Raw genomic sequence first — 26,171 nt, forward strand, 5'->3', positions numbered from 1 at the left:
ATCGGTTAATCAGGGCCGGCCATTGTGCTCGCAACTTGCACCGGTTTAAGGCTTGACCATGCGTCGATTGTTCATCCTGTTGTTAATGCTGTTCACCACCCTGGCGCAAGCCGGCAACAATCCGTTCGAGGTCAAGCCCGACTTCCTGCCGGTGGGCCAGGCGTTCGTATTCAGCTCCGAGCGCCTGCCCTCGGGCGAGACCCAGCTGTTCTGGCAGATCGCCGACGGCTACTACCTGTACCAGAAACGCCTGAAGTTCGACGGCCTGCCGCCGGAGCAGCAGCCGAGCCTGCCGGCGGGCGAAGCCCATAGCGACGAATTCTTCGGCGACCAGACCGTGTACCGCCAGGGCCTGGAGGTGAAACTGCCAGCAACCGCCACGGGCAAGGTCAAGCTGGGCTGGCAAGGTTGTGCCGACGCCGGCCTGTGCTATCCACCGCAAACCCTGGAAGTGGACCTGGGCGGAGCCCCGGCCGTGGCGGCCAACGCTAGCGTCCAGGGCGCAGACACCGCGGCAGCCCAAGATCAACTGCTGGCCAACGACTTGCAACAGAAATCCTGGGGCCTGGGCCTGCTGGCGTTCTTCGGCTTCGGCCTGCTGCTGGCCTTCGCTCCCTGCTCGCTGCCAATGCTGCCGATCCTCGCCGGCATGGTGGTGGGCAGTGGCGCCAGCCCGCGCCGGGGCCTGGCCCTGGCATCCAGCTATGTGCTGTGCATGGCCCTGGTGTACGCCGGCATGGGCGTGATCGCCGCCCTGCTGGGCAGCAACCTGCAAGCCTGGCTGCAGCAACCCTGGGTCCTGGGCAGCTTCGCCGCGTTGTTCGTGCTGCTGGCCTTGCCGATGTTCGGTTTCTTCGAATTGCAGATGCCGGCCTTCCTGCGCGATCGCCTGGAAGGCGCCAGCCGCCAGCGCCAGGGCGGCAGCCTGATCGGCTGCGGGGTCCTCGGCGCCCTGTCCGCGCTGCTGGTGGGCCCGTGCATGACCGCGCCCCTGGCCGGCGGCCTGCTGTATATCGCCCAGACTGGCAATGCCCTGTTTGGCGGCCTGGCGCTGTTCGCCCTGGGCCTGGGTATCGGCCTGCCGTTGTTGCTGCTGGTGACCCTGGGCAACCGCTTCCTGCCCAAGCCCGGCCCCTGGATGAACCTGCTCAAGGGCGTGTTCGGCATCCTTTTCCTCGGCACCGCCATCTACATGCTGCGTCCGGTGCTGAACGCCAGCCTGTGGATCGGCCTGTGGGGTGCCCTGGCCCTGGTACTGGCCTACTGCGCCTGGCAGCAACGGGTGATCGCCGGGCGCCTGCTGCACCTGTTCGGTGCCGGTGCGTTGCTGTTCGGCATCTGGGGCAGCGTGCTGCTGATGGGCGCCGCTGGCGGCAGCGACGACCTGCTGCACCCGCTGAAGGTCTATAGCGGCAGCGCCCCCGCCAGCAACGCCAGTGCCCACGACGCCTTCACCACGGTCAAGACGCCTGCCGAGCTGCAAGGCGCCCTGGACAGCGCTCAGGCCCGGGGCCAGTGGGTGCTGCTGGACTACTACGCCGACTGGTGCGTGTCGTGCAAGATCATGGAGAAGACCGTATTCGGCCAGCCCCAGGTCCTGGAGGCCCTGAAGGACGTGCGCCTGCTGCGCCTGGACGTGACCCTGGATAATGCCGACGGCCGCGAACTGCTCGGCCGCTACAAGGTACCGGGACCTCCCAGCATGCTGTGGATCGGCCCGGATGGCAGCGAACGCCGCAGCCAACGCATCACCGGCGAAGTGGATGCCGCAACCTTCCTGCAACGCTGGACCCAGACCCTGGAAGCCCGCTGATGCTGACCTTTACCATCGGCACCTTCGCCATCGCCCTCAACCACCTGCTGCTGATCAGTGCCCTGGCCCTGGCCACGCTGGTGGGCTGGCGCGTGGCCAAGCGCGGCGGTGACAACCCGGAGTCGGTGCTGTTCTCGCTGTTCCTGATTGGCATGCTCGCCGCCCGGGTCAGTTTCGTCATCGCCTACTGGAAGCACTACCGGCACGACCTGTGGATGACCATCGACCTGCGCGACGGCGGTTTCCTGGCCTGGCCCGGGGTGCTGGTCATGCTCCTGGCAGCCCTGGCCTGGGGCTGGAAACGCCCGGCCCTGCGCCGCCCCCTGGGCGCCGGGATCGCTACCGGCCTGGCGTTCTGGCTGCTGGCGACCCTGTCCCTGAGCCTCTACGACCAGGGCACGCGCCTGCCGGAAGTGGCCCTGCGCAACGCCAACGGCGACACCGTGCAGCTCACCGACTACCAGGGCGGGCCGCTGGTGATCAACCTCTGGGCCACCTGGTGCCCACCCTGCCGGCGGGAAATGCCGGTGCTGGAAAAAGCCCAGCAACAACGCCCGGACCTGACCTTCCTGTTCGTCAACCAGGCCGAGAGCATGCAGAGCGTCGCAACCTTCCTGGCCACCCAGGAACTGAACCTGGACAACGTACTGTTCGACGGCAGTGGCCGCCTGGGCAAGGCCGTGGGTTCCATGGCCCTGCCCACCACCTTGTTCTACAGCGCCGACGGCCGCCTGCTGGGCAGCCATCTCGGGGAACTCTCGGAGGCCAGCCTGGCCCGCGCCCTGGAGAACTTCGACGGCATCCATCCGACTCCGGTCGCCCCCTCAAGGAAACCCCCATGCCCTTCATCCGCCACCTGCTGAGCCTGTCCCTGGGCGCGGCACTGCTCAATGTCCCACTGCTGCAGGCCGAGGAACTGCCCGCGCCGATCCGCAAGATCGAAGCCAAGGGCGCCAAGATCATCGGCAGCTTCGACGCTCCGGCTGGCCTCAAGGGTTATGCCGCGCAGTACCAGAACCGCGGCATGACCCTGTACCTGACCGCCGATGGCCAGCACGTGCTGCTGGGCAACCTGTACGACGCCGACGGCAAGGACCTCAGCGCCGAACCGCTGCAGAAACTGGTCTATGCACCGATGGCCAAGGAAGTCTGGGGCAACCTGGAGAAAAGCGACTGGATCGCCGACGGCAAGGCCGATGCGCCACGTATCGTCTACCTGTTCAGCGACCCCAACTGCCCCTACTGCAACATGTTCTGGGAACAGGCCCGGCCCTGGGTCAAGGCCGGCAAGGTGCAACTGCGGCACATCATGGTCGGCATCATCCGCGAGGACAGCCCAGGCAAATCCGCCGCCCTGCTGGCCGCCAAGGACCCGAGCCAGGCCCTGCAGGATCACGAGAAGGCCGGCAAGGGCAGCAGCCTGAAACCCCTGCAAAGCATCCCCAAAGCGATCCAGGCCAAACTCGACGCCAACATGAAGCTCATGGAGGAACTGGAGTTGTCGGCCACCCCGGCGATCTTCTACCTCGACGACAAGGGCGAGCTGCAACAACAGCAAGGTGCCCCAGCCCCGGGCAAGCTGACGCAGATCCTCGGCCCCAAGTAATCAGCCAGAACACGCAGCGCCTGCAGGACTCGGCATTGGCGAGTGGGATCAATCATGCTCGGGGGCTTCGCGAGCCAGGATAACGTCCAGCTCGCCAGCCTCCTCACGTTCCTCAAGAACACCCCTCACCTGATCGATCCACACTTGTTCCGAAGCGATCCCCGCCCACGACTGGCTGCCGAAGCCGTGATACGGCCGGTCGTCGAAGGTGCTGATGAGCAGTTGGTTCAAGCGCGCAGTCTCCAGGTTCTTGCGCTGGATCTGCACCTGCAGCGCCCCCAGTACCTTCTGCTGCTCCTGCGGATTCGGGGCGTAGGCCGTCACCCGCGGCGAGCTGAGCACCAGGAACTGCGGCGGCAGGTTCTCATCGATGGCGGCCTGCAAACGATAATGCCCGTCAAGAATCAGGTAGCTGTTCAGGCCGCTGACATACCACAACAGGATCGGCGGCAAGCTGCCTTCACGGGCCTTCTTGCGCCACCACTTCAGGCGCCCGGCCAGCGGATCGACGCCATGCAGGCCAACCACCGCGCCACCCCCTGCCCAGAGTTCGACCCAACGCGCCGGGCCAGGCTGGCGGTTGTCGAGAATGTTGCGGCCGTCGATGGTCCACTGCGGCATATGGCTCAGGGCATCTTCGCCGCCTTTGAAGTACCACTGGTCGATGCCGCTGGGCAGTGATCGCCCATAGGGGTGGGCAGCAGGCTGCAGGGCCCGCACCAACCAATAGCCGGGGTAGAGAAAATCCGCTTGATGTCGCAGCAACTGCTGGACGAAAAACCGACTCCAGGCCTTGAGCTGCAGGGACGGGGCGAGACGCGAGTGTTGTTCCACCTGGGGCGAATCGATGGGCTCGACCAGGGTTTGCGGCAGTTGCCCAAGCAACTGGTTACGCACCAGCCACACCCCGTAGAGACAGCGCGACATGGTGGCCCACAGCAGCGTCTGGCCTCCCACGACCAACTGCATGCGCCGGTTATCGCCACTGAGCAGGCGCAGGTTCGGCTTGCCGTTGGCCGGGTGCCTGACGTCCACCCCAAGGCCGCTCCAGTTGCCAGCCAGATCCTCGATATCCCGCCAGAAAACCTGTTCCACCATCGTCCCTAATCCCCTGCCCTGTGGCGCGCGGGCGCGACTATAACAGAGGCCCCGTCAGCCACACCGGGCAATCACTGCGTCCACCTCACCTTCGAGCCCCTGCCCGATCAGGCACTGGCGCACCTCATCGCACCACTGTTCCTGGGGTTCATTGCCGGCCCAGGCCTAGGTCGCGCTGACGTAGTGCGGCCGATCGTCGAAAGCCTGGATCAGCACTCGGTTGAGGTTCTCGGTACTCAAGGTCTTGTTGCGCGGCACCGCATCGCCACGCTTGCGCAGCGAATCCATGACCCGTTGCCGATGCTCGAGGCTCGGCGTGAAGTCGCGCGCGCAGGTAGCACTGAGGACGATGAAGGACGGCGCGAGATTTTCCGCGATGGCGGCCTGCAAACGGTAGTGCCCATCGATCACCAGGTAGGACGCCAGTCCGCCGACGTACCACAACAGCACCGGTGGCAGGCTGCCCTCCCGGGCCTTCTTGCGCCACCACTTGAGCCGCCCCGCCTGTGGGTCGACGCGATGCAGGCCGATGAGCTTGCCGCCGCCGTGCCACCAGTCGATCCACTCCAGGGTCTGGGGTTGCAGGTTGTCGAGAAAGTCCTCGCCATACAGGAACCAGCTGGGCACGTGGGTCAACGGGTCGACCCTCGAGGTGAAGCGCCATTTGTCCAGGCCGTGGCCGGTACTGGACGGTTCCGGCACCAGGCCCTGGGCCAGCCAGTAACCAGGGGTGAGGAAGTGCCGGGCGCTGGCGCCCAGACGGCTGACGAAATAGCGGCTCCAGGCCTTGATCCGCAGCTCAGGCGCCAATGCCGCGTGCTGTTCGACGGTGGGTGAGTCGATGGGGGCGAGCAACCGGCATTCAGCGCCATCGGCCAGCGGCTTGCGCACCAGCCAGACACCGCCATGGTCCCGGGCAATGGTGGCCCAGAACAGCGGTGTGTCGTGGTGCATCAGCTTGAACCGGGCATTCTCGCCGGTACGCAGGTACAGCGGTGGCTTGTCCGTGGCGCCGGGTTCGACCTCGACGCCCAGGCCGCTCCAGTGGCCCAGAGTGTCTTCGATATCGTGCCAGTAAAGCTGCTCTGCCATGGTTCCGGTCCTTGAATGAAAACGCCCGGCGCAGGTACGTGGACCTGGGCCGGGCGCGATCATAACAGAGGGCTTGAGGGGCTATTGGCCAACAGAACCTGACTGGCCAGCGAACAAGGCCCCGTCACCCTTGGGTCACAAGCCCTCCAGCTCAGCCATCAGGTCGCTCAGGCGATCGACCTTCTCCTCGCTGATTTCATTGGCCCCCAGTCCGTCGATGTAGGCCGCCAGCTCCTGCACCGTGCTGCATTCGAACATCGCCCGCAGTGGCACGTTGCGTTGCAGGGTCTTCTGTACCCGCGAGGCGATCTGGGTAGCCAGCAGCGAGTGCCCGCCCAACTCGAAGAAGTTGTCGCGCACCCCCACCCGTTCCACCTTGAGCACTTCGGCCCAGATGTCCACCAGGGTCTGCTCCAGCTCGCTGCTCGGGGCCAGGTAGTCCTGGCTCTGCAACTGGCCGATCTCCAGGGCCGGCAGGGCCTTGCGATCGAGCTTGCCGTTGGCGTTGAGCGGCAGGCGCTCCAGCCACAGCCAGTGCAGCGGCACCATGTACTCCGGCAACTCGGCGCGCAGGCGCGGCTTGATCCGCTCCAGGCACTCGCTTTGCCCCAGGCCCGAATCGCTGGCAACCAGGTAGCCCACCAGGTGCTTGCCATTGACGCCCTCCTGCACCCCGACCGCAGCATCCCGCAGCTCCGGTTGTTCGTGCAGGCGCGCTTCGATCTCGCCCAGTTCGATGCGGTAGCCACGGATCTTCACCTGATGGTCGATCCGCCCGACGTACTCCAGCACGCCGTCGCTGCGCCGGCGTGCCAGGTCGCCGGTGCGGTACAGGCGTTCGCCCGCAGCACCGAACGGATGGGGCACGAAGGCTTGCACAGTGCGCAACGGGTCGCTGACGTAGCCACGGCCGACACCGGTACCGGCCACGCACAGCTCGCCCACCGCACCCAGGGGCACCAGCTCCAGGGCTTCGTCCATCAGATACAACAGGTTGTTATCGGTGGGCGTGCCGATGGGCAGGTAGCTGCCCCGGGTCGAGGCCAGGTCCACGCGGAAGAAGGCCACGTCGTCGGAGCACTCCGCCGGGCCGTAGGCGTTGACCAGGCCGATCTGTGGATAACGCAGCAGCCACTGGTGCGCCAGCTCCGGTGGCATGGCCTCGCCGGTGGGTAGCATCCAGCGCAGGCCGTCCAGGGCGATGGCGTCCTGGGCCAGCATGCCCTGGATCAGCGACGGCACGCTCTCCAGCACCGTGATGCCCTGCTCCTGGACATGGGCCAGGAGCCCCTGGGGATCATGGGCGATGGTATTGGGCACGATGTCCACCCGAGCGCCGAACAGCGGCGCGGCAAGGAACTGCCAGACCGAGATATCGAAGCTCTGGGAGGCGGTCTGGGCGATCACATCGGCCTCGCTCAGTTGCAGGTACGGCACCTTGCTCAACTGGTTGTTGAGCATGCCGCGCTGCTCCACCATCACGCCCTTGGGCAGGCCGGTGGAACCGGAGGTGTAGATCACGTAGGCGAGGTTGTCCGCACGGCTGTAGCGTCCGGGATTGTCCTCGCGCCCAGCCCCGGCCTGGACGTCTTCCCAGACCAGCAAGCGCGGACGACCGGCGCAGCCGAACTCGTCCAGCAGGGCCTGGGCCTGTTCACGGCAAGCCTGGGTACAGACCAGGATCGGCGTGCGACTGAGCTCGATGATGCGGCCCAGGCGCTGACCCGGCAGGCCCGGGTCCAGGGGCAGGTAGCCGGCCCCGGCCTTGAAGCTGCCGATGATCATGCCCAACAGCTCCAGACCACGCTCGGCCAGCAGGGCCACCGGCTGGTCGAAATCCACGCCCTGGGCCACCAGGGCATGGCCCAGGCGGTTGCTGCGCAGGTTCAACTCGGCATAGCTATGGCTCTGTTCCAGGCAGCTGGCGGCGATACGCTGCGGATGCGCGGCCACCTGGGCCTCGAACAACTCCACGTAGCTGCGCTCCAGCGGGTACTGGTGCTGGCTCTGGTTGCAACCGGCCAGCAGGAAATCACGCTCCTCCTCGCCCAGCAACGGCAGCTCGGCCATGTCGCCATTAAAGCCCTGCATCAGCGCCAGCAGCAGGCGCTTGAACTCGCCCAGCATGCGCTCGATGGTCGCCTGCTCGAAGTAGCGCTGGTCATAGGACAGGTGCAGCCCCAGGTCGTCCCCCGGGTAGCAGACGGCCGTGATCGGGAAGTTGGTGTGGGTGCGGCCGGAGTCCGAACTGGCGTTCAGGCTCTGGGCCCGGTCCAGTACCGAGACCTCCACCGGGGCGTTCTCGAACACGAACAGGCTGTCGAACAGCGGCTGGCCCTTGGGCAGCTCGCTGGTTTCCTGGATCGCCACCAGCGGCAGGTACTCGTACTCACGCAGCTGCATGTTGCTATCTAGCAACTGGCCCAACCACTGGCGCACGCTGCAGCGCTGGCCATCCTCAGGCAACTTGACCCGCAGGGCGATGCTGTTGATGAACAGGCCGACGGTGCGCTGCATCTGCGGCATGTCCACCGGCCGCCCGGCCACGGTGACGCCGAACAGCACGTCACGGTCGCCGCTCATGCGCCGCAGCACCAGGGCCCAGGCCGCCTGGGCGAAGGTGTTGACGGTCAACTGGTGCTGCTGCGCCAGCTCGCGCAATTGCGCACCGTCCCGTGGATCGAGCCGGGTGTAGCAGTCGCCGACGATCATGCCGCCGCTGTCGCCGGCATGCTCGCGCAGGAACGGCCGGTCACTGGGGATCGGCGTGGTGCGTTCGAAGCCCGCGAGATTCTGCCGCCACCACTGGCGCGCCTCGGCCAGGCTCTGGTGTTGCAGCCAGCCGATGTAGTCGCGGTAGCGCGGCGGTACAGCCAACTGCGCCTCGCGGCCTTCGCCCAGGGCGGTGTAGATCTCGAAGAAGTCGTTCATCAACAACGAGCGGCACCAGGCATCGATGAGAATGTGGTGGTTGCTCATCATGAACCAGTAGCGCGCGGCGCCGACACGGATCAGCCGCAGGTGGAACGGCGCCTGGTTGAGCAGATCGAAACCGGCCTCGCGCTCGGCTTTGTGCAGGGCTTGCAGACTGGCTTCTTGTTCAGCCTCCGGCGCATCGCTCCAGTCCAGGTACTCGATCGGCGTGCTGCCCGGCTTGTGGATAACTTGCAGCATGTCCTCGCCCACGTTCCAGCAGAACGAGGCGCGCAGGGCTTCATGCCGGGCCACCACGGCCTGCCAGGCCTGGGCGAAGCGCTCGGGGTCCAGTTCACTGTTGATGCGGTAGCGGTCCTGCATGTAGTAGAGACCGGTGCCCGGCTCCAGCAGGGTGTGCAGCAACATGCCTTCCTGCATCGGCGTCAGCGGATAGACATCCTCGATCTGCGCCGCGGGTACTGGCAGGGCATCGAGCTGGGCCTGGGTCAAGCGCGCCAGGGGGAAGTCCGACGGCGTCAAGCCACCGGCATCATCCTTCAGGCAATGGGTGATCAGGCTCTGCAGCTCACCCAGGTAGGCCGCCGCCAGCTCGGCAATCAGCTCAGGGTCGAAGCGCTCGACGCTGTAGGTCCAGCGCAGCACCAGTTCACCGCCGTAGACCTGGCTGTCGATGCTCAGCTCGTTGGGCAGCGGTGCCTCCAGGGCATGGGCCGGGCCGACTGACTCGTCCAGCGGACGCAGCAGCGCATCGCTACCGAAGCTCTGGTCGAACTGCCCCAGGTAGTTGAAGGTCACCGGCGCCAGCGGCAGCGCCGCCAGGGCCGCTCGGCAGGCGTCATCGGCCAGGTAGCGCAGCACGCCATAGCCCAGGCCCTTGTGCGGCACACCGCGCAATTGCTCCTTGATCGCCTTGATCGAGGCGCCCTGCCCGGCGGCTTCTTCCACCTGCAACGGCGTCAGGCGCAGCGGATAGGCGCTGGTGAACCAGCCCACGGTGCGGGTCAGGTCGATCTCGTCGAACAACGCCTCGCGGCCGTGTCCTTCCAGTTGCACCAGTGCCGAAGGCTGCCCGCTCCAGCGGCACAGCACCCGGGCCAGGGCGGTAAGCAGCAGGTCGTTGACCTGGGTGCGATAGGCCGCCGGGGCCTGTTGCAGCAGTTGACGGGTGCGCTCGGCATCCAGGGTCACGCTGTGGCTGCGGGCATGCTGGTGTTGCTGGCCACCGTCCGGCTGCAACCCTGGCAATTGCGCCGCCGGGCCGGCCAATTGCTGTTGCCACCAGTCCAGTTCCTCACGCAGCGACTCACTGCCGGCGTAGGCCTGCAAGCGGCTCGACCAGTCGCGCAGGGCGCTGGTCTTGGCCGGCAACTGCACGGCCTGGCCCGCCTCCAACTGGCGATAGACGTTCTGCAGATCCTCCAGCAGTACCCGCCAGGACACGCCGTCCACCACCAGGTGGTGGATGGCCAGCAGCAGCCGCTGCTCACCCTCCGGACCGTCCACCAGCACCGCGCGCAGCAGCGGTCCATGCTCCAGGTCCAGGCTGCGCTGGGCGTCGGCGAACAAGGTTTCGCAGGTCGCCATGGACGGCACCCGTACCTGCCACAGCAACGGCGCATCAGACAGCGGCAAGTACTCGGCGCGCCATTGTTCGTTGCTCTGGTTGAAGCGCAGGCGCAAGGCGTCGTGTTGTTCCACCACCGCCAGCAGTGCCTGCTCCAGGCGCTGGGCATCCAGGGGCGCTACCGGCTCCAGCAGCAGCGCCTGGTTCCAGTGCTGCGGCTGCGGGATGCGGCTATCGAAGAACCAATGCTGGATCGGGGTCAGCGGTGCCTCGCCGCTGAGCAGTCCTTGCTCGGCGCCGATGCGCTGGCTGCGGCTGGCCACTCGCGCCAGGGTCTGCACGGTCTGGTGCTGGAACAAGTCACGCGGGGTGAAATGGATGCCCAGTTGGCGGGCGCGACTGACCACCTGGATCGACAGGATCGAATCGCCGCCCAGTTCGAAGAAGTTGTCGTTGAGGCCCACTTGCTGCACGTTCAGCACATCGCACCAGATGCGCGCCAGGCTCTGCTCCAACTCGTTACTCGGGGCCACGTACTGCTGGCGATTGAGCTCCGGGTCCGGCACCGGCAAAGCCCGGCGATCGAGCTTGCCGTTGGCGGTCAGCGGCATGCTGGACAGCAGGATCAGGTGAGTCGGCACCATGTAGTCCGGCAACTGGGTCTTCAACTGCTGCTTGAGGGCTTCCCGCAGCTCGGCTTGCGCCGCCTCGTCCTGCCCGGCGACCTCGGTCACCAGGTAACCTGCCAGTTGTTTGCCCGATGGCGCATCCAGCGCCAGCACCACCGCTTCGCGTACCGCAGGATGATCCAGCAAGCGGGATTCGATTTCCCCCAGCTCGATACGGAAGCCGCGGATCTTCACCTGATGGTCGACCCGGCCGATGTATTCCACCTGGCCGTCGGCGCACTGGCGCACCAGGTCGCCGGTGCGATACAGGCGACCGCCAGCGCCGCTGAACGGGTCGGCGACGAAACGCTCGGCGCTGAGGCCCGGGCGACGATGGTAGCCCTGGGCCAGGCCCGCGCCGCCGACATACAACTCACCGGTCGCGCCTTGGGGCACCAGCGCCAGGTCGGCATCGAGGATATAGGCCACCCGCGCACCGACGATGCTGCCGATGGGCACGCTGGCCACGCCTTCGGCCAACTGCTCCGGCGCCAGGCTGGCCAATGGCATGACCACGGTTTCGGTCGGACCGTAGGCGTTGAAGAACAGGATCGGCTGGAAGGCCGCGCGAATGCGTTGCAGGTGCTCGCCAGTCAGGGCTTCGCCACCGGTAATGCACATGCGTACTGCCAGGGTTTGCTGCTGGGTCGCCAGGTGCTGGGCCAACTGGCTGCCATAGCTGGGGGTGAAGCCCAGGATGCTGACCCGATGCTGGCGGATCAGCTGGCAGATTTCCTCGGCGTCCCACTGGCCCTGGGCCCGCAACACCACCTGGGCACCGCTGAGCAACGGCACCAGCAAGCGCTCGGTAGCGGCGTCGAAGTTGATGGAATAGAAGTGCAGCTCGCAATCGTCGGCACGCATGCCGAACCGGCGGATCACCGCCTGGCAATGCATGGCGATTTCCCCATGGGAGACCACCACGCCCTTGGGCAGGCCGGTGGAGCCGGAGGTGTAGATCAGGTAGGCCTGGTGTTGCGGCAGGCTGACCAAAGGCAGCTCGCTGGCCGGGTAGTCGGCCAGTAGTGCACCGTCTTCCTCCAGACACCAGCGCGCCACGCCTGCCGGCAGTTCGCCGAGGGCCTGGAACATCCGCGCATCGCTGAGCAGCAGGCCGATGCCGCTGTCCTCGATCATGTAGTGCAGGCGATCCAGAGGGTATTCCGGGTCCAGCGGTACATAGGCGCCGCCGGCCTTGAGGATCGCCAGCAGGCCGATCACCATTTCCAGCGAGCGCTCCAGCGCCAGGCCGACCCGCACCTGCGGGCCCACCCCACGTTCGCGGAGCATCCAGGCCAGGCGATTGGTGCGGCTGTCCAGTTCGCTGTAGCTCAGGGTCTGGCCGGCGAAGGTCAGCGCCGGGGCATCCTGGCGAGCCCGGGCCTGCTGGCTGAACAACTGCTGGATGCATTGGTCCAGGCGCTGCTCGCCGGCTTCGCTGCCCAGGCTATCGAGCAGTTGGCGCTGCTCGTCCGGCTGCAGCAATGGCAGTTCGCACAGGCGCTGTGCCGGATCGCCCAGCAACGCCTCCAGCAGGTTGCGCCAATGGGCAGCCATGCGCGCGATGCGCGGCTCGTCGAACAGGTCGGTGCTGTAGGTCAGGCAGCAGCCCAGGCGCTGGTCCAGGTCGGTGACTTCCAGGTTGAGGTCGAACTTGGTGGCCCGGGCATCGTTGACCAGGTACTCCACGGTCATGCCCGCCAGTTGCCGGCTCTGCTGGAACTCCCAGCGCTGGACGTTGCACATCACCTGGAACAGCGGGTTGTAGGCGGCGCTGCGCGGCGGTTGCAGGGCCTCCACCAGATGGTCGAACGGCAGGTCCTGGTGGGACTGGCCCTCGATCACCGTCTGGCGTACCTGCTCCAGCAACTGGCCGACGCTCATCTGTCCATCCAGCTGGCAGCGCAGCACCTGGGTATTGAGGAAGGCCCCGATCAGGCCTTCGCTTTCCGGGCGGATACGGTTGGCCACTGGCGCGCCGATGCGCAGGTCGGTCTGGCCGCTGTAGCGATACAGCAGCACCGACAGGGCGGCGGTCATGGTCATGAACAGGGTCAGGCCCTGCTCGGCATTGAAAGCCCGGACCCGGGCCGCCAGTGCGTCGCCAAGATCGAAGCGGTAGAGCTCGCCCTGGTGGCTCTGTACCGCCGGCCGCGGCCGGTCGCTGGGCAGCTCCAGCAATGGATGCTCGCTGCCCAGTTGCCCGGTCCAGTAGTCCAACTGGCGCTGGCGTTCGCCGGACTCCAGCCACTGGCGCTGCCACACGCTGTAGTCCAGGTACTGCACCGGCAGCGGTTCCAGCGGCGAATCGCGATCGTCGAGGAAGGCTTCGTACAGCGCTCCCAGCTCACGGGCGAAGATGTCCATGGCCCAGCCTTCGGTCACGATGTGGTGCAGGGTCAGGACGAAGTAGTGTTCCTGATCACCGGCCTTGACCAGGCAGGCCCGCAGCAAAGGGCCGGTTTCCAGGTCGAAGGGCTGGTGCGCCTCGCTGTCCGCCAGTTGCTGCAGGCGCTGTTGCCGCGCCTCGGGAGCCAGGGCCGAGAAGTCCTTCCAGGCCATGCGCAGGCCGGTGTCGGCATGCACCTGCTGGCGGGCCACGCCGTTGATGCTGGGGAAGGTGGTGCGCAGGGTTTCATGGCGCAGGATCAGCGCTTGCAAGGCCGCCTCGAAACGCCCGACATCCAGCACACCGCTCAGCCGCGCCATGCCGCCGACGTTATAGGCCGGGCTGTCCGGCTCCATCTGCCAGAGGAACCACATGCGCTGCTGGGAATAGGACAGCGGCACCGGCTGGCTGCGATCGACCTGGGCGATCGGTGGCTGCTGGTTGTGCGCCCCGGTCTCCTGGATCAGTCGCACCTGTTCGGCAAAGGCCCCCAGCTCGCTGGCCTCGAACAGCACGCGCAAGGGCAGCTCCACGTCGCAAGCCTGGCGAGTGCGGGAAATGATCTGGGTGGCCAGCAACGAATGGCCGCCCAGGGCAAAGAAATCGTCCGTCAGGCCGATGCGTGGCTGGCCCAGCACCTCGCGCCAGATCGCCGCGATCTGCTGCTCCAGCGCGGTGCCGGGCTCGACATGCTCGCGCACCTGCCATTGCGGCTCGGGCAGCGCCCGGCGATCCAGCTTGCCACTGGGGCTCAGGGGCATGGACTCAAGGCGCACCAACTGCGCCGGCACCATGTATTCGGGCAGCTCGGCGGCCAGGGCGGTTTTCAGGCGCGCGCTGTGCTGTTGTTCATCTTCTTCGTCGGCATGGGCCGTGTAGTAGCCGATCAACTGCGCTCCGGCCTGGGTCTTACGCACCAGCACCGCGGCCTGGGCTACGCCGTCCTGGGCGAGCAGGCGCGCTTCGATCTCCTGGGGTTCGACCCGGAAGCCCCGCAGCTTGACCTGCTGGTCGAGGCGACCGAGGTATTCCAGTACGCCATCGGCGCACCAGCGCACCCGATCGCCGGTACGGTACAGGCGCGCCCCATCGGCACTCAGTGGATCGACGACAAACCGCTCGGCACTCAGGGCGGCCCGCCCCAGGTAGCCCCGGGCCAGGCCCTGGCCGCTGATGCACAGCTCGCCGGGTACTCCAGCCGGCAGCACGTTGAGTTCGGCATCCAGCACGCGGCAGATCACGTTGCCCAAGGGACGACCGATGGGCGAACGCTCGCCGTCAGCCACCGCGCAGTGCCAGTGGGTGACGTTGATTGCGGTTTCGGTCGGGCCATAGCGGTTGTGCAGTTGCACGCCCGGCAGTTGTTCGAGCAGGCGATTGCGCAACTCGGCGGGCAAGGCTTCGCCACCGGAGAACACCCGGCGCAGGCTATGGCAGCCGGCGCTGAGCGGCTCATCGACAAACAGTTGCAACAGCGGCGGGACGAAGTGCAGCGTGGTCACGCCATGCGTCTGCACCAGTTGGGCGATACGGTGCGGGTCGCGATGCTCGCCGGGAGCGGCAATGAGCAAGCGGCAGCCGGTGATCAGCGGCCAGAAGCATTCCCATACCGATACGTCGAAGCTGATCGGGGCTTTTTGCATCAGCACCTCGTCAGCCTGCAACTGGTAGCTGTCCTGCATCCATTGCAGGCGCTCCATCAGCGCAGCGTGGGTATTGCCGACGCCCTTGGGTTGGCCGGTGGAACCGGAGGTGTAGATCACATAGGCCAGGTTGTCGCCATGCAGGTGCAGGCCCGGGGCCTGGCTCGGCCAGTTGTCGAGCTTGAGGCTGTCCATGGCGATGGCGCTGACACCCTCGATGGCCGGCATGCGCTCGAGCAGGTGGGTCTGGGTCAGCAGCAGCTCGACGCCGCTGTCGCCAAGCATGTAGGCCAGGCGTTCGGCGGGGTAGTCCGGGTCCAGGGGCACATAGGCACCGCCGGCCTTGACGATGGCCAGCAGGCCGATCAGCAGTTGCGGCGAACGCTCGGCGGCGATGGCCACGCACACGTCGGGGCCGACCCCCTTGTCCCGCAGGTAGTGGGCCAGGCGGTTGGCCTGGGTGTGCAGTTCGGCAAAACTCAACTGGCCACCCTCCCACACCAGCGCGGTGCGTTCCGGGGTCAGCTGCCATTGTTCATGCAGGCGCTCCGGCAGCCAGCGCTCGGCCGGCGCACAGGGGGCCACGCTCCACTGTTGCAGCTGCTCGGCCTCTGCTTGGCTCAAGAGCGGCAGGTCGCCCAGGGCCGCCTCAGGTTGCTGGCAGGCATATTCCAGCAGGCTGATGAAGTGTCCGGCCAGGCGCTCGATGGTGGCCGCCTCGAACAGCTCGTCGGCGTAGTCGAAGGCCAGGCTCAGGCGTCCGTTGCGATCTTCCTCGGTGTGCAGTTGCAGGTCGAACTTGGCCTCGCGGCTGTGCCACGGCAGCTCTTCGGCCAGCAACCCGGGCAGGCGACGCAGGGCACTGAGGTCGCGTTGCTGGTGGTTGAACATGACCTGGAACAGGCCTTGCTCGCGGGCCTCGGGGAAGGCTTCCAGCAGCTGTTCGAACGGCAGGTCCTGGTTGGCCTGGGCGCCCAGGGCTGCCTGGCGAGTCTGTTGTAGCAACTCGGCGAAGGACTGGCGCCCATGCAACTGGCCGCGCAAGACCTGGGTGTTGATGAAGAAGCCCAGCAAGCCCTGGGTTTCCAGGCGCGGGCGGTTGGCATTGGGCACCCCAACGCGGACATCGCCCTGGCCGGTGTAGCGGTAGAGCAGCGTCTGGAAGGCTGCCAGCAGTAGCATGAATGGCGTCACCTGCTGGGCCTGGGCCGCCTGGCGCACGGCCTCGCTGAGGTTTGCACTCAAGCGCTGGCCGTGGCGCGCAGCACTGTGCCGGACCTGGGCCGAGCGCGGATGATCGGTGGCCAGGCTCAGGGCTGGGGCTTCATCGGCCAGCTGCTGCTTCCAGTAATCCAACTGGCGCTGGCCTTCGCCCTGGGCCAGCCACTGGCGCTGCCAACTGCCGTAGTCGGCGTACTGCAGGGCCAGCGGCGCCAGCTCCAGGGCCTGGCCCTGGGCGAAGGCCGCATACAGGCGCGAGAATTCGTCGATCAGCAGGTTCAGCGACCAGCCGTCGGCAATGATGTGGTGCAGGGTCAGCAACAGTTGATGTTCTTCATCATCCAGGCGCACCAGGGTCGCCCAGTACAAGGGGCCCTTCTCCAGGTCGAACTGGGTGTGGGCCTCATCCTCGCGGATCTGCCGGGCCCGGGCTTCGCGTTCGGCCGGCGGCAGGTCGCTGATGTCGATCAGTTGCAGGTTGAACTCGCAGGGCTCATCCACCTGTTGCAGGGCTTGGCCATCTCGCTCGAAGAAACGCGTGCGCAGGGCTTCGTGACGCTCGAGCAGTTGCTGGAAGCTGGCACGCAGGGCGTCTTCGTCCAGTTCGCCACGCAAGCGCAGGCCACCGGGAATGTTGTAGGCGCTGCTGCATGGGTCCAACTGCCAGGTGATCCACAAGCGATTCTGGGCCAGGGATTGCGGCAACGGCTGCTGGCGCGACAGGGCGTTGATCGCACCCTGGGCACTGCCACCGTCCTGCTGCAAGCGCGCAACCTCGGCGCTGAACGCCGCCAGGGTCGGGGCCTCGAACAACAGGCGCAGCCCCAGTTCCAGGCCCAGCTCCTGGCTCAGGCGGGCCATGACCTGGGTGGCGGCGATGGAGTTGCCACCCAGCAGGAAGAAGTGATCGTCGGCGGCCACCGCAACGCATTGCAGTTGCTCCTGCCAGATGCGCCCGATCAGGGCCTGCAATTCATTGCCTGGCGCTTCGCCGGTGGCGTCCTGGCTCGGCGTCGAGGCATCCGGGAACAGCGCGTAGTAATCCAGGCTGCCATCGGCCAGGCGAGTACGGCAGGCCGAGCGTTGCAGCTTGCCGCTGGAGGTCTTGGGCAAGGCCCCGGGATTGAGCAGCACCACCACGCTGGGCGCTTCCTGGCAGGCTTCGGCGACCGCCTGGCGAATGGCCTTGATCAGCGCCTCGGGCGGCAGGATCTTCTGCACGCTGCGGCTGATTTCAGCGGCGATGCCAATGCCTTCCTGGCCCTGGTCGGTGACCGCGAACGCTGCCACCCGGCCTTTGCGCACCACTTCCACTTCGCGCTCGATGGTCTTCTCGATGTCCTGGGGATACAGGTTGTGCCCGCGCACGATCAGCAGGTCCTTCAGGCGCCCGGTGATGTACAGCTGGCCATCGCGCATGAAGCCCAGGTCGCCAGTGCGCAACCAGGTGCGGCCGGCGTGCTGGACGAACGTCTTGGCGCTCGCTTCGGGGTTGCGCCAGTAACCATGGGCGATGCTCGGCCCGGCGGCCCAGACTTCGCCGATGCGGTTATCGGGCAGCTCGCAAAGCTGCTGCGGGTCCATCAACAGCACCGCGTGCTCCGGCTGGCTGAAGCCGCAGCTCATCATCGCGCTGCCCTGCCCCGGTTCGGCACGGTTCTGCGCCAGGGCCTGCTCGTCCAGGTGCAAGGCCGGGATGCCCTGGCCCCGCACACCACCGGCGACGAACAGGGTGGCTTCGGCCAGGCCATAGGACGCCAGGAAGTTATCGGCAGTGAAACCGCAGGCACTGAACTTCTCGGCAAAGCGCTCCAGGGTGTCGAGGCGGATCGGCTCCGAGCCGGAATAGGCCACGCGCCAACCGCTCAGGTCGAGGCGTTCCAGGGCCGACTCACTGACCCGCTCGCTGCACAGGCGGTAGGCAAAGTCCGGGCCGCCACTGATGGTGCCGCCGTATTCGCTGATGGCTTCCAGCCAACGCAGGGGCCGCCCCAGGAAATAGGCCGGGGACATCAGCACGCAGGGCACGCCACTGAAGATCGGTTGCAGCAGGCCGCCGATCAGGCCCATGTCGTGGTACAGCGGCAACCAGCTGACGATCACATCGTCCGGATTGAGGTCGATGCCGAAGCCGCGGCGGATCAGCATCTCGTTGGCCACCAGGTTGCCATGGCTGACCTGCACGCCCTTGGGCAAGGCCGTGGAACCGGAGGTGTATTGCAAGAAGGCGATGTCATCGTCCGCCAACTCGACGGGCTGCCAGCCCTCGGCCAGGGCGCTGTCCAGGGTATCGACGCACAACAGTTGCGGCGCCCCCTCGGCCTTGAGCTCGTCCATCTGCAACAGGGCCTCACGCAGCCCGGCGCTGGTCAGCAGCAGCCGCGGCTCGGCGTCGGCCATGATCGAGATCAGCCGTTCCTGGTGATGGCGCCGGGCCGACTCTGGCGGATAGGCCGGCACCGCGATCACCCCGGCATACAGGCAGCCGAAGAACGCCGCGACGTAGTCCGGGCCGCTGGGGAACAGCAGCACCGCCCGGTCGCCGAACTCGGCATCGGCTTGCAGGGCCGCGGCGATGGTGCGCGCCCGCAGATCCAGGTCCCGGTAACTGAGGACCACGTTCTGCTCCTGGTCTTCGGCGAGGAAACGCAACGCCACTTGATCAGGTGCCAGGACCGCCCGGCGTTGAAGGGCTTGGGCCAGGGTACTGGGGAGTTCGAACGCGTCCGTCATGGGTTTTCCTGCCAGGATTGTGCTTGCAATGGAGAGCGGCCCCTGTCCTGACATGCCCTGATAACTATCGACGAATCAGACAGTTACAAGTGGACCATGGATCTCAGGAAGGCGCCGTGGCCGGGTCTGTTACCCGGAATCATTCTCCAATGGGAACGGATGACGTCTTGAAATAATTAGTCCGCATCCTGCTCTGCAAACCCTGCTTGGGAACGGAGGCGAGCACCCGTTCGCAATTTGTAAATCAGGAGAGCATTAGTTCTTTTTCTCAATTGACAATCATTATCATTCAGCCTAATTTGTCGCTCGATGTGTAGGACGCGTCTGACGCTTCAGTAGTCCCACTACCCTCTTTGCAACAAGGTGATTTCCATGACGGAACAAGTATCCACAAGCAGGTGCGATTCACCGTTACTCCAGGCATTTGTCGATAACAGGCTGATCCTGGTCAAGATTGCAGCGCGTATCACCGGCTGCCGGTCACGAGCTGAAGATGTGGTTCAAGACGCGTTTTTCCGCTTGCAATCGGCACCGCAAATCACCTCCTCGTTCAAGGCTCAGCTCAGCTATCTGTTCCAGATCGTGCGCAACCTGGCCATCGATCACTATCGCAAGCAGGCGTTGGAACAGAAGTATTCGGGCACCGAAGAGGAAGGTTTGAACGTAGTCGTCCATGGCGCCTCACCTGAAACCTCCCACATGAACTTCTCTACCCTGGAAAATATCGCCGATGCCTTGACCGAGCTGCCAACCCGCACTCGCTACGCATTCGAGATGTATCGCCTGCACGGCGTTCCACAGAAGGACATCGCCAAGGAACTTGGTGTCTCGCCGACCCTGGTGAACTTCATGATTCGCGATGCACTGGTGCATTGCCGCAAAGTCTCGGGTAATCGCCCCGATACCTTCGCCCGTCGCTGAGCCGCGACCGATGCCGGGCTACCCGGCCAATGCCGTTCATCCCTCGAGCAGGCCGCTCTGCCCCAAAACCCGCAAGGCCGCGCGCTTGTGCAGCAGATCAAACTCCCGCTGGCAGTACCGACAACGGTCAGGCCCGGCACAAGCGGACTCATGGACAAACGCCGGGGGCCCTTCGCAACCCGGTGGGTCCAGGTACAAAGCGTGGACCTGGGCCGACAACCAGAATGCCAACCGTTCCTGCCGTGCCGCTTCGGCGGCCTGGATCTGGATGGAGGGTTCCTGGACGCTGTTCGCCCCTGGCTGGAACAGCGCCTGGCGGGCGGCAATCCCATCGATACCAACCACCATGCTGGCGCGCAGTGCGTCAATGTTCAGCGGGTTCACAAGGGCCATGACCAGATCACCGTCGGTTGGACAATCAACCAAGTGACGTGGGCCATCGAAGAAAATTTAGCCCGCCCGGCCGAACCGCGACAATGTCGGCCTCAGGCCTGAGGCACGGGCGAGACCACGATGCGGTACGGATCGAAGATCTTCAGCAACTGGCCGCTCTCGCGCAGTTTTTGCAGCAACCCGGCAAAGTCCTGGGCCGTGATGGGCGCGTTGGGACGGATCAGCGTGTAGTGGTGGTAGACCTGGTCGATCCGCTCGGAGATCAGCAACTGGTCGGTGCTGTCGATATTGCGTGCCAGGAAGTCGCTGAGATAGGAACGGGTCACCAGGGCGATATCCGCCCTGCCCCGCAGGACCATCAACAGGTTGCTGTCATGGGAATAGGTCAGCGTGGCGTCATAGGTGTCGGTGAGATACTTGGGGTCGGCGTTGAACTGGGCAAAGGCATAGTGATAACCGCTGAACAGCGCCAGGCGCTTGCCCTTGAGATCGGCGAAATAGTCCTGGCCACGCCCGGGCTGGCGCTGGGCGACGAAGATCTCCGCATCCTCGAGCCCCATGTCGACGCTGGTGTGTTCGATACCCTGCCACCCCCAGGCCGGGTTCTCGAAGATCGCCATGTCCACCCGGCCCTGCTGGAAATCCCGGAATCGGCGGGGAATGGAGGTAGGCACCAGGACGAACTGATAATCGCTCTGGGACTGGTTGAGAGCCTCCACCAATTGCGGCAGCAGGCCGGTGTCGGCCCCGGTTTCAGGGCGCACCGTATAGGGTGGGAAGTGCGCCGCGGCGACCCGTACCAGTTGCGCCGGGAAAACCGGGCCGATCCAGAGTGTTGCCAGCGCCAGCAAGAGCATTCGCAAGGCCGATCGCAACGGCAAGGACATCAAGGCAACACACCTCGGACAAAAGAATAGGGATGCCGTAAAGCTAGGCGTTTTCAGTTACGGAGACAATCTCGCAACCGACAATTAATCAGCGCGTCAATGCTCCTTGAGCACCAGCAACAAGGCTTCCTGAGCCAATTGCTCCAGGCTCATGCTGCCCTCGGCGCGAAACCAGGTAGTGGTCCAGGACAGGGCGCCGGTGAGAAAGCGTCGGGTGATGAACACATCGCCCTTGATGAATCCTGCCTCCTTGGCCTCCCCCAGTACCTGCAGCCAGATCTGCTCGTAGACGTCGCGCAGGGCCAGGACCGCCGCCTGGCCTTCGGCCGACAGCGAACGCCACTCGTAGACCAGCACCGCCATGGCTTCGCCGCTGCCCCCCATGATCGACTGCAATTCGCAGCGAATCAGTGCCAGCACGCGCTCGCGCACGCTGCCGGCCTCGGCCAGCTCGGCGCGCATCAAGGCCGTGTTGTAGTGAATGGTTTCCTGCATGACCGCCCGCAGGATGTCGTCCTTGCTCTTGAAGTGGTGGAAGATGCTGCCGGACTGGATACCCACCGCACTGGCCAGGTCGCGCACGGTGGTGCGTTCATAGCCCTTGTTGCGAAACAGGTGCGCTGCCGTGCGCAACAACTTGCCCCGCGCACTATCGGGATCGGTCACTTGCCCACTGGCGATCAGCTCGCGTACTACCTGCTGGGCCTTTTGCTCGTCCACCGGTGTTCTCCTACCTTCACTTCATCGATAGCCCTGGGGCCGGGCCCGTTAAAACCGGGCATGCGCGCGCAATTTAAGCTCCTCACGACCCCCAAGCAAGCGCTTGGGTAGAAGAATAGATCAAGGCATTTACAAACCAAGCGCTTGCTTGGTAGCCTCCGTGCAGTTCTTTTCTAGAGAGCCCTGCCATGACCAAGACCGTACGAATCGGCTGCGCCAGTGCCTTCTGGGGCGACACCAGCAGCGCCGCTGCACAACTGGTACAAGGCGCTCGCCTGGACTACCTGGTGTTCGACTATTTGGCCGAAATTACCCTGTCGATCATGGCCGGGGCGCGCATGAAAGATCCTGGCGCAGGCTATGCCACGGATTTCGTCGAAGTCCTCGCCCCGCTACTGGCCTCGATCCATACCCAGAAGATCCGCGTCATCAGCAATGCCGGTGGGGTCAACCCCCAGGCTTGTGCCGACGCGTTGCGCGCCGCCTGTACCAAGGCCGGCGTACCGCTGAAGATTGCCGTGCTGCTGGGCGACGACCTGCAACCACAGCTCAAGGAGCTGGCCGGCGCCGGTATCGAGGAAATGTTCACCGGCGCTCCACTGCCCCCCCTGTGCGTCTCCACCAACGCCTACCTCGGTGCCCCGGGAATAGTCGCCGCCCTGGAACTGGGGGCCGACATCGTCATTACCGGGCGCGGGGTCGACAGCGCCGTGGTCAGTGCCGCTCTGGTGCACGAGTTCGCCTGGTCCTGGCAGGACTACGACCGCCTGGCCCAGGCCGCCCTGGCGGGGCACATCATCGAGTGCGGCGCGCAGTGCACCGGTGGCAACTTCACCGATTGGCGCGACGTACCGGACTACGAGCACATCGGCTTCCCCGTGGTGGAGGTCCAGGCCGACGGTCGTTTCGTGGTGAGCAAGGCACCCGGTACGGGCGGCCTGGTCAGCCCGCTGACGGTGGGCGAGCAACTGCTGTATGAGATCGGCAACCCCCAGGCCTACCTGCTGCCGGATGTGATCTGCGATTTTTCCCAGGTGCAATTGCGCCAGGAAGCGGCCGACCGAGTCAGCGTCCAGGGCGCCCGGGGCATACCCCCCAGCCATCAATACAAGGTCAGCGCCACCTACCCGGACGGTTTCCGCTGCACCGCCAGTTGCCTGCTGGCCGGCATCGACGCGGTGGCCAAGGCCCGTCGGGTCAGCCAGGCGATCATCGACAAGACCAGCGAGATGTTCAGCCAGCGCGGCTGGGGCCCCTACAGCGAAGTGAACATCGAACTACTGGGCAGCGAGGCCACCTATGGCCCCCACGGCCAGCGCCAGGACAGCCGCGAAGTGGTGATCAAGCTGGCCGTGCGCCACCCGAACAAGGCGGCCCTGGTGCTGTTCTCCCGGGAGATCGCCCAGGCCGCCACCGGCATGGCCCCGGGACTGACCGGCATCGTCGGCGGGCGGCCGACGGTGTACCCGGTGATCCGCCTGTTCTCCTTCCTGCTGGACAAGGACCGCTGCCACCTGGAAATCGACTTCGCCGGCCAGCGCCATGCCTGCTCCCTGCCTGAACCCGACCCGCTGGACCCAGGCGCCCTGCCCGTTCCCCACCCGCTGCCCAGGCCCCAGGGCCAGGCCGATGCCAGCGTGCCCCTGGTCAAGCTGGCGGTGGCCCGTTCCGGCGACAAGGGCAACCACAGCAACATCGGGGTCATGGCCCGCCACCCCGACTACCTGCCGTGGATCGCCGAGGCCCTGGCCCCGGAAGTCCTGGTGGACTGGATGAGCCATGTGCTGGACCCGGTCCACGGCCGGGTCCAGCGCTGGTACCTGCCAGGCACCCACAGCCTCAACTTCCTCCTGGAAAACGCCCTGGGCGGCGGTGGCGTCGCCAGCCTGCGCATCGACCCCCAAGGCAAGGCCTTCGCCCAGCAACTGCTGGAAATCCAGATCCCGGTGCCCCAGCGCATCGCCGACGCCGTCAATTAAGGAGCTGCCGTGGTGTACGACTCGATCTTCAAAACGCAATTGTTTGCCGGCCAGACCATCCTCGTCACCGGCGGCGGCAGTGGCATCGGCCGTTGCACCGCCCATGAGCTGGCGGCCCTGGGCGCCCGGGTGCTGCTGGTGGGGCGCAAAGCGGAAAAACTCCAGCAGGTCGCCGGCGAGATCGCCGAGGACGGTGGGCTGGTGGACTGGCAGGCCTGCGACATCCGCGACGAGGAGGCGGTCAAGGCCCTGGTCGGTGAACTGATCGAGCGCTTTGGCCCGATCCATGGCCTGGTGAACAACGCCGGCGGCCAGTACCCGGCGCCTCTGGCCTCGATCAACCAGAAGGGCTTCGAGACCGTGCTGCGCACCAACCTGGTGGGCGGTTTCCTCATGGCCCGGGAAGTGTTCAACCAGTCCATGAGCAAGCACGGCGGCAGCATCGTCAACATGCTCGCCGACATGTGGGGCGGCATGCCCGGCATGGGTCATTCCGGCGCTGCGCGCTCGGGAATGGACAACTTCACCAAGACCGCCGCCTACGAATGGGGGCATGCCGGGGTACGGGTCAACGCCGTGGCCCCGGGCTGGATCGCCTCCAGCGGCATGGACACCTACGAAGGCGCCTTCAAGGCGGTGATTCCCACCCTGCGCGAGCATGTGCCGCTCAAGCGCATCGGCAGCGAATCGGAAGTCAGCGCGGCCATCGTGTTCCTGCTCAGCCCCGGCGCGGCCTTCATCAGCGGCAGCACCTTGCGCATCGACGGCGCCGCCAGCCTCGGCAGCCGCGCCTGGCCCCTGGGCAAGGCGCGCAACAGCCACTCGTACAACGGTTTTCATCGGGCCTACCTGCCCGATGTGCTCAAGGGCGAGGAATAAGCCATGCCGGTGATCCAATCCCAACTCGATCCCCACAGCGCGCAATTCGCCCAGAACCACCAGGCCATGCTGGCCGGCCTGCAACAGCTGCGCGACATCCAGCAACACCAGTTGGACAAGGCCGCCGAAGCCAAGGCCAAGTTTGAAAAGCGTGGGCAGTTGCTGCCCCGGGAGCGCCTCAACCTGCTGTTGGACCCGGGCGCACCGTTCCTCGAACTGGCCGGCCTGGCCGGCTACAAGCTGCACGACGACAAGGACGGCAGCCAGGCCGGTGGCGGCCTGATCGCCGGCATCGGCTATGTCTGCGGGGTGCGCGTGCTGGTAGCGGCCAACAACAGCGCGATCAAGGGCGGCACCATTTCCCCCAGCGGCCTGTACAAGTCCCTGCGCCTGCAGCAGATCGCCATGGAGAACAAACTGCCGGTGGTGACCCTGGCCGAAAGCGGCGGCGCCAACCTCAACTACGCGGCGGAGATCTTCATCGAAGGTGCGCGCAGCTTCGCCAACCAGGCGCGGATGTCGGCCATGGGCCTGCCGCAGATCACCGTGGTGCATGGCTCGGCCACGGCTGGCGGCGCCTACCAGCCCGGGTTGTCGGACTACGTGGTGGTGGTACGCGGCAAGGCCAAGCTGTTTCTCGCCGGGCCGCCCTTGCTCAAGGCCGCCACCGGCGAGGTGGCCACCGACGAACAGCTCGGCGGCGCCGAAATGCACGCCCAGGTTGCCGGTACCGCCGAGTACCTGGCGGAAAACGATGCCGACGGCATCCGTATCGTTCGCGAGATCGTCAGCCTGTTGCCCTGGAATGCCCAACTGCCGACACAGCCGCCCAGGACCTGGAGCGAACCGTTGTACCCGATAGAGGAACTGCTGGGGCTGGTTCCCGACGACCCGAAGAAACCCTACGACGCCCGGGAAATCGTCGCGCGCCTGGCGGACGGCTCGCAGTTCCTGGAATTCAAGGGCGAGTTCGATGCCCAGACGCTCTGCGGTCACCTGCAGATCCAGGGCCGGGCCTGCGGTTTCATCGGCAACAACGGCCCGATCACCCCCCAGGGCGCGAGCAAGGCCGCGCAGTTCATCCAGCTTTGCGACCAGAGCCAGACACCGCTGCTGTTCTTCCACAACACCACCGGTTTCATGGTCGGCACCGAATCCGAGCAGCAAGGGGTGATCAAGCACGGCTCGAAGCTGATCCAGGCGGTGGCCAACGCCCGGGTACCGAAGCTGACCATCGTGGTCGGCGGCTCCTACGGCGCCGGCAACTATGCGATGTGCGGCCGCGGCCTGGACCCGCGTTTCATCTTCGCCTGGCCCAATAGCCGTACCGCGGTGATGGGCGGCGCCCAGGCCGGCAAGGTGCTGCGCATCGTCACCGAGGCCAAGCACGCCAAGAACGGCCAGGAGGCCGACCCGAAGATGCTCGACATGCTGGAGCAGGTCACCGCGCAGAAGCTCGACAGCCAGTCCACCGCACTGTACGGCAGCGCCAACCTGTGGGACGACGGGCTGATCGACCCGCGTGACACGCGCACCTTGCTGGGCCTGCTGCTGGACATCTGCCATGAAGCCCAGGTGCGCCCGCTGCAACCCAACAGCTTTGGTGTGGCGCGGTTCTGATCGCGCAG

At 65.8% G+C, this 26,171-nt stretch carries 13 protein-coding genes; 7 read left to right on the plus strand and 6 right to left on the minus strand.

What is annotated here, in order from left to right; all coding sequences use genetic code 11:
• Positions 1-58 precede the first annotated feature (58 nt).
• From dsbD to dsbG, 3 genes are read left to right on the plus strand one after another with little or no spacing between them, the layout of a single operon-like run.
• The gene (gene dsbD, locus ATY02_RS25805) at positions 59-1,813 is read left to right on the plus strand and encodes a protein-disulfide reductase DsbD (RefSeq protein ID WP_068595485.1); all 1,755 of its coding nucleotides are present in this window, start codon (positions 59-61) and stop codon (positions 1,811-1,813) included.
• Entirely contained in the window at positions 1,813-2,676 is an 864-nt protein-coding gene (locus tag ATY02_RS25810; RefSeq protein WP_068585598.1) for a TlpA disulfide reductase family protein, read from the plus strand. The genes dsbD and ATY02_RS25810 overlap by 1 nt, the downstream gene beginning before the upstream one ends.
• A complete protein-coding gene (gene dsbG / locus ATY02_RS25815) occupies positions 2,652-3,419 on the plus strand; it encodes a thiol:disulfide interchange protein DsbG (protein WP_022639972.1) in 768 nt (255 codons plus the stop codon). Before ATY02_RS25810 ends, dsbG begins: the two co-directional genes overlap by 25 nt.
• Positions 3,420-3,467: 48 nt before the next feature.
• Here the strand turns inward: dsbG and ATY02_RS25820 are convergent, their stop codons facing one another.
• From ATY02_RS25820 to ATY02_RS25830, 3 genes are all read right to left on the minus strand, one after another.
• Positions 3,468-4,517 carry a hypothetical protein gene (locus tag ATY02_RS25820; RefSeq protein WP_068585595.1) on the minus strand — a complete coding sequence of 350 codons (1,050 nt, stop codon included), beginning with the start codon at positions 4,515-4,517 and terminating at the stop codon, positions 3,468-3,470.
• Positions 4,518-4,682: 165 nt separating this feature from the next.
• The gene (locus ATY02_RS25825) at positions 4,683-5,609 is read right to left on the minus strand and encodes a hypothetical protein (RefSeq protein WP_228022223.1); all 927 of its coding nucleotides are present in this window, start codon (positions 5,607-5,609) and stop codon (positions 4,683-4,685) included.
• A 135-nt stretch (positions 5,610-5,744) separates the two neighbouring features.
• Positions 5,745-18,764 (minus strand): non-ribosomal peptide synthetase, encoded by a 13,020-nt coding sequence (locus ATY02_RS25830; protein ID WP_068595482.1) that lies wholly within the window; start codon positions 18,762-18,764, stop codon positions 5,745-5,747.
• A 372-nt stretch (positions 18,765-19,136) separates the two neighbouring features.
• On the opposite strand from ATY02_RS25830, the gene ATY02_RS25835 reads away from it, so the two are divergent.
• Positions 19,137-19,685 carry an RNA polymerase factor sigma-70 gene (locus ATY02_RS25835; protein WP_068585644.1) on the plus strand — a complete coding sequence of 183 codons (549 nt, stop codon included), beginning with the start codon at positions 19,137-19,139 and terminating at the stop codon, positions 19,683-19,685.
• A gap of 36 nt (positions 19,686-19,721) precedes the next feature.
• Here the strand turns inward: ATY02_RS25835 and ATY02_RS25840 are convergent, their stop codons facing one another.
• From ATY02_RS25840 to ATY02_RS25850, 3 genes are all read right to left on the minus strand, one after another.
• The gene (locus tag ATY02_RS25840; RefSeq protein ID WP_068585641.1) at positions 19,722-20,078 is read right to left on the minus strand and encodes a pyoverdine biosynthesis protein; all 357 of its coding nucleotides are present in this window, start codon (positions 20,076-20,078) and stop codon (positions 19,722-19,724) included.
• A 92-nt stretch (positions 20,079-20,170) separates the two neighbouring features.
• On the minus strand, positions 20,171-20,965 hold the full coding sequence (locus ATY02_RS25845; protein ID WP_068585637.1) for a substrate-binding periplasmic protein: 795 nt from the start codon (positions 20,963-20,965) through the stop codon (positions 20,171-20,173).
• A 96-nt stretch (positions 20,966-21,061) separates the two neighbouring features.
• Entirely contained in the window at positions 21,062-21,685 is a 624-nt protein-coding gene (locus tag ATY02_RS25850; protein WP_068585634.1) for a TetR/AcrR family transcriptional regulator, read from the minus strand.
• A gap of 188 nt (positions 21,686-21,873) precedes the next feature.
• Here ATY02_RS25850 and ATY02_RS25855 point away from each other — a divergent pair, with 188 nt between their 5' ends.
• Genes ATY02_RS25855 through atuC form a run of 3 tightly spaced genes read left to right on the plus strand, consistent with a single transcriptional unit; the run spans position 21,874 to position 26,163 of the window.
• Positions 21,874-23,664 (plus strand): acyclic terpene utilization AtuA family protein, encoded by a 1,791-nt coding sequence (locus ATY02_RS25855; RefSeq protein WP_068585631.1) that lies wholly within the window; start codon positions 21,874-21,876, stop codon positions 23,662-23,664.
• A gap of 9 nt (positions 23,665-23,673) precedes the next feature.
• Positions 23,674-24,543, plus strand: coding sequence for an SDR family oxidoreductase (locus ATY02_RS25860; protein WP_068595479.1), 870 nt, complete (start codon positions 23,674-23,676; stop codon positions 24,541-24,543).
• A 3-nt stretch (positions 24,544-24,546) separates the two neighbouring features.
• Positions 24,547-26,163 carry a geranyl-CoA carboxylase subunit beta gene (gene atuC, locus ATY02_RS25865; protein ID WP_068585624.1) on the plus strand — a complete coding sequence of 539 codons (1,617 nt, stop codon included), beginning with the start codon at positions 24,547-24,549 and terminating at the stop codon, positions 26,161-26,163.
• The last annotated feature ends 8 nt before the right edge of the window (positions 26,164-26,171 follow it).

It is taken from the genome of Pseudomonas sp. BIOMIG1BAC (genome assembly GCF_001705995.2).
In the GTDB taxonomy this organism is placed as follows: domain Bacteria; phylum Pseudomonadota; class Gammaproteobacteria; order Pseudomonadales; family Pseudomonadaceae; genus Aquipseudomonas; species Aquipseudomonas sessilinigenes.

Bases quoted from the DNA above. Each gene is read 5' to 3' on its own strand.
- dsbD (WP_068595485.1), top strand. From the start codon at position 59: ATGCGTCGATTGTTCATCCTGTTGTTAATGCTGTTCACCACCCTGGCG.
- ATY02_RS25810 (WP_068585598.1), top strand. From the start codon at position 1,813: ATGCTGACCTTTACCATCGGCACCTTCGCCATCGCCCTCAACCACCTG.
- dsbG (WP_022639972.1), top strand. From the start codon at position 2,652: ATGCCCTTCATCCGCCACCTGCTGAGCCTGTCCCTGGGCGCGGCACTG.
- ATY02_RS25820 (WP_068585595.1), bottom strand. From the start codon at position 4,517: ATGGTGGAACAGGTTTTCTGGCGGGATATCGAGGATCTGGCTGGCAAC.
- ATY02_RS25825 (WP_228022223.1), bottom strand. From the start codon at position 5,609: ATGGCAGAGCAGCTTTACTGGCACGATATCGAAGACACTCTGGGCCAC.
- ATY02_RS25830 (WP_068595482.1), bottom strand. From the start codon at position 18,764: ATGACGGACGCGTTCGAACTCCCCAGTACCCTGGCCCAAGCCCTTCAA.
- ATY02_RS25835 (WP_068585644.1), top strand. From the start codon at position 19,137: ATGACGGAACAAGTATCCACAAGCAGGTGCGATTCACCGTTACTCCAG.
- ATY02_RS25840 (WP_068585641.1), bottom strand. From the start codon at position 20,078: ATGGCCCTTGTGAACCCGCTGAACATTGACGCACTGCGCGCCAGCATG.
- ATY02_RS25845 (WP_068585637.1), bottom strand. From the start codon at position 20,965: ATGTCCTTGCCGTTGCGATCGGCCTTGCGAATGCTCTTGCTGGCGCTG.
- ATY02_RS25855 (WP_068585631.1), top strand. From the start codon at position 21,874: ATGACCAAGACCGTACGAATCGGCTGCGCCAGTGCCTTCTGGGGCGAC.
- atuC (WP_068585624.1), top strand. From the start codon at position 24,547: ATGCCGGTGATCCAATCCCAACTCGATCCCCACAGCGCGCAATTCGCC.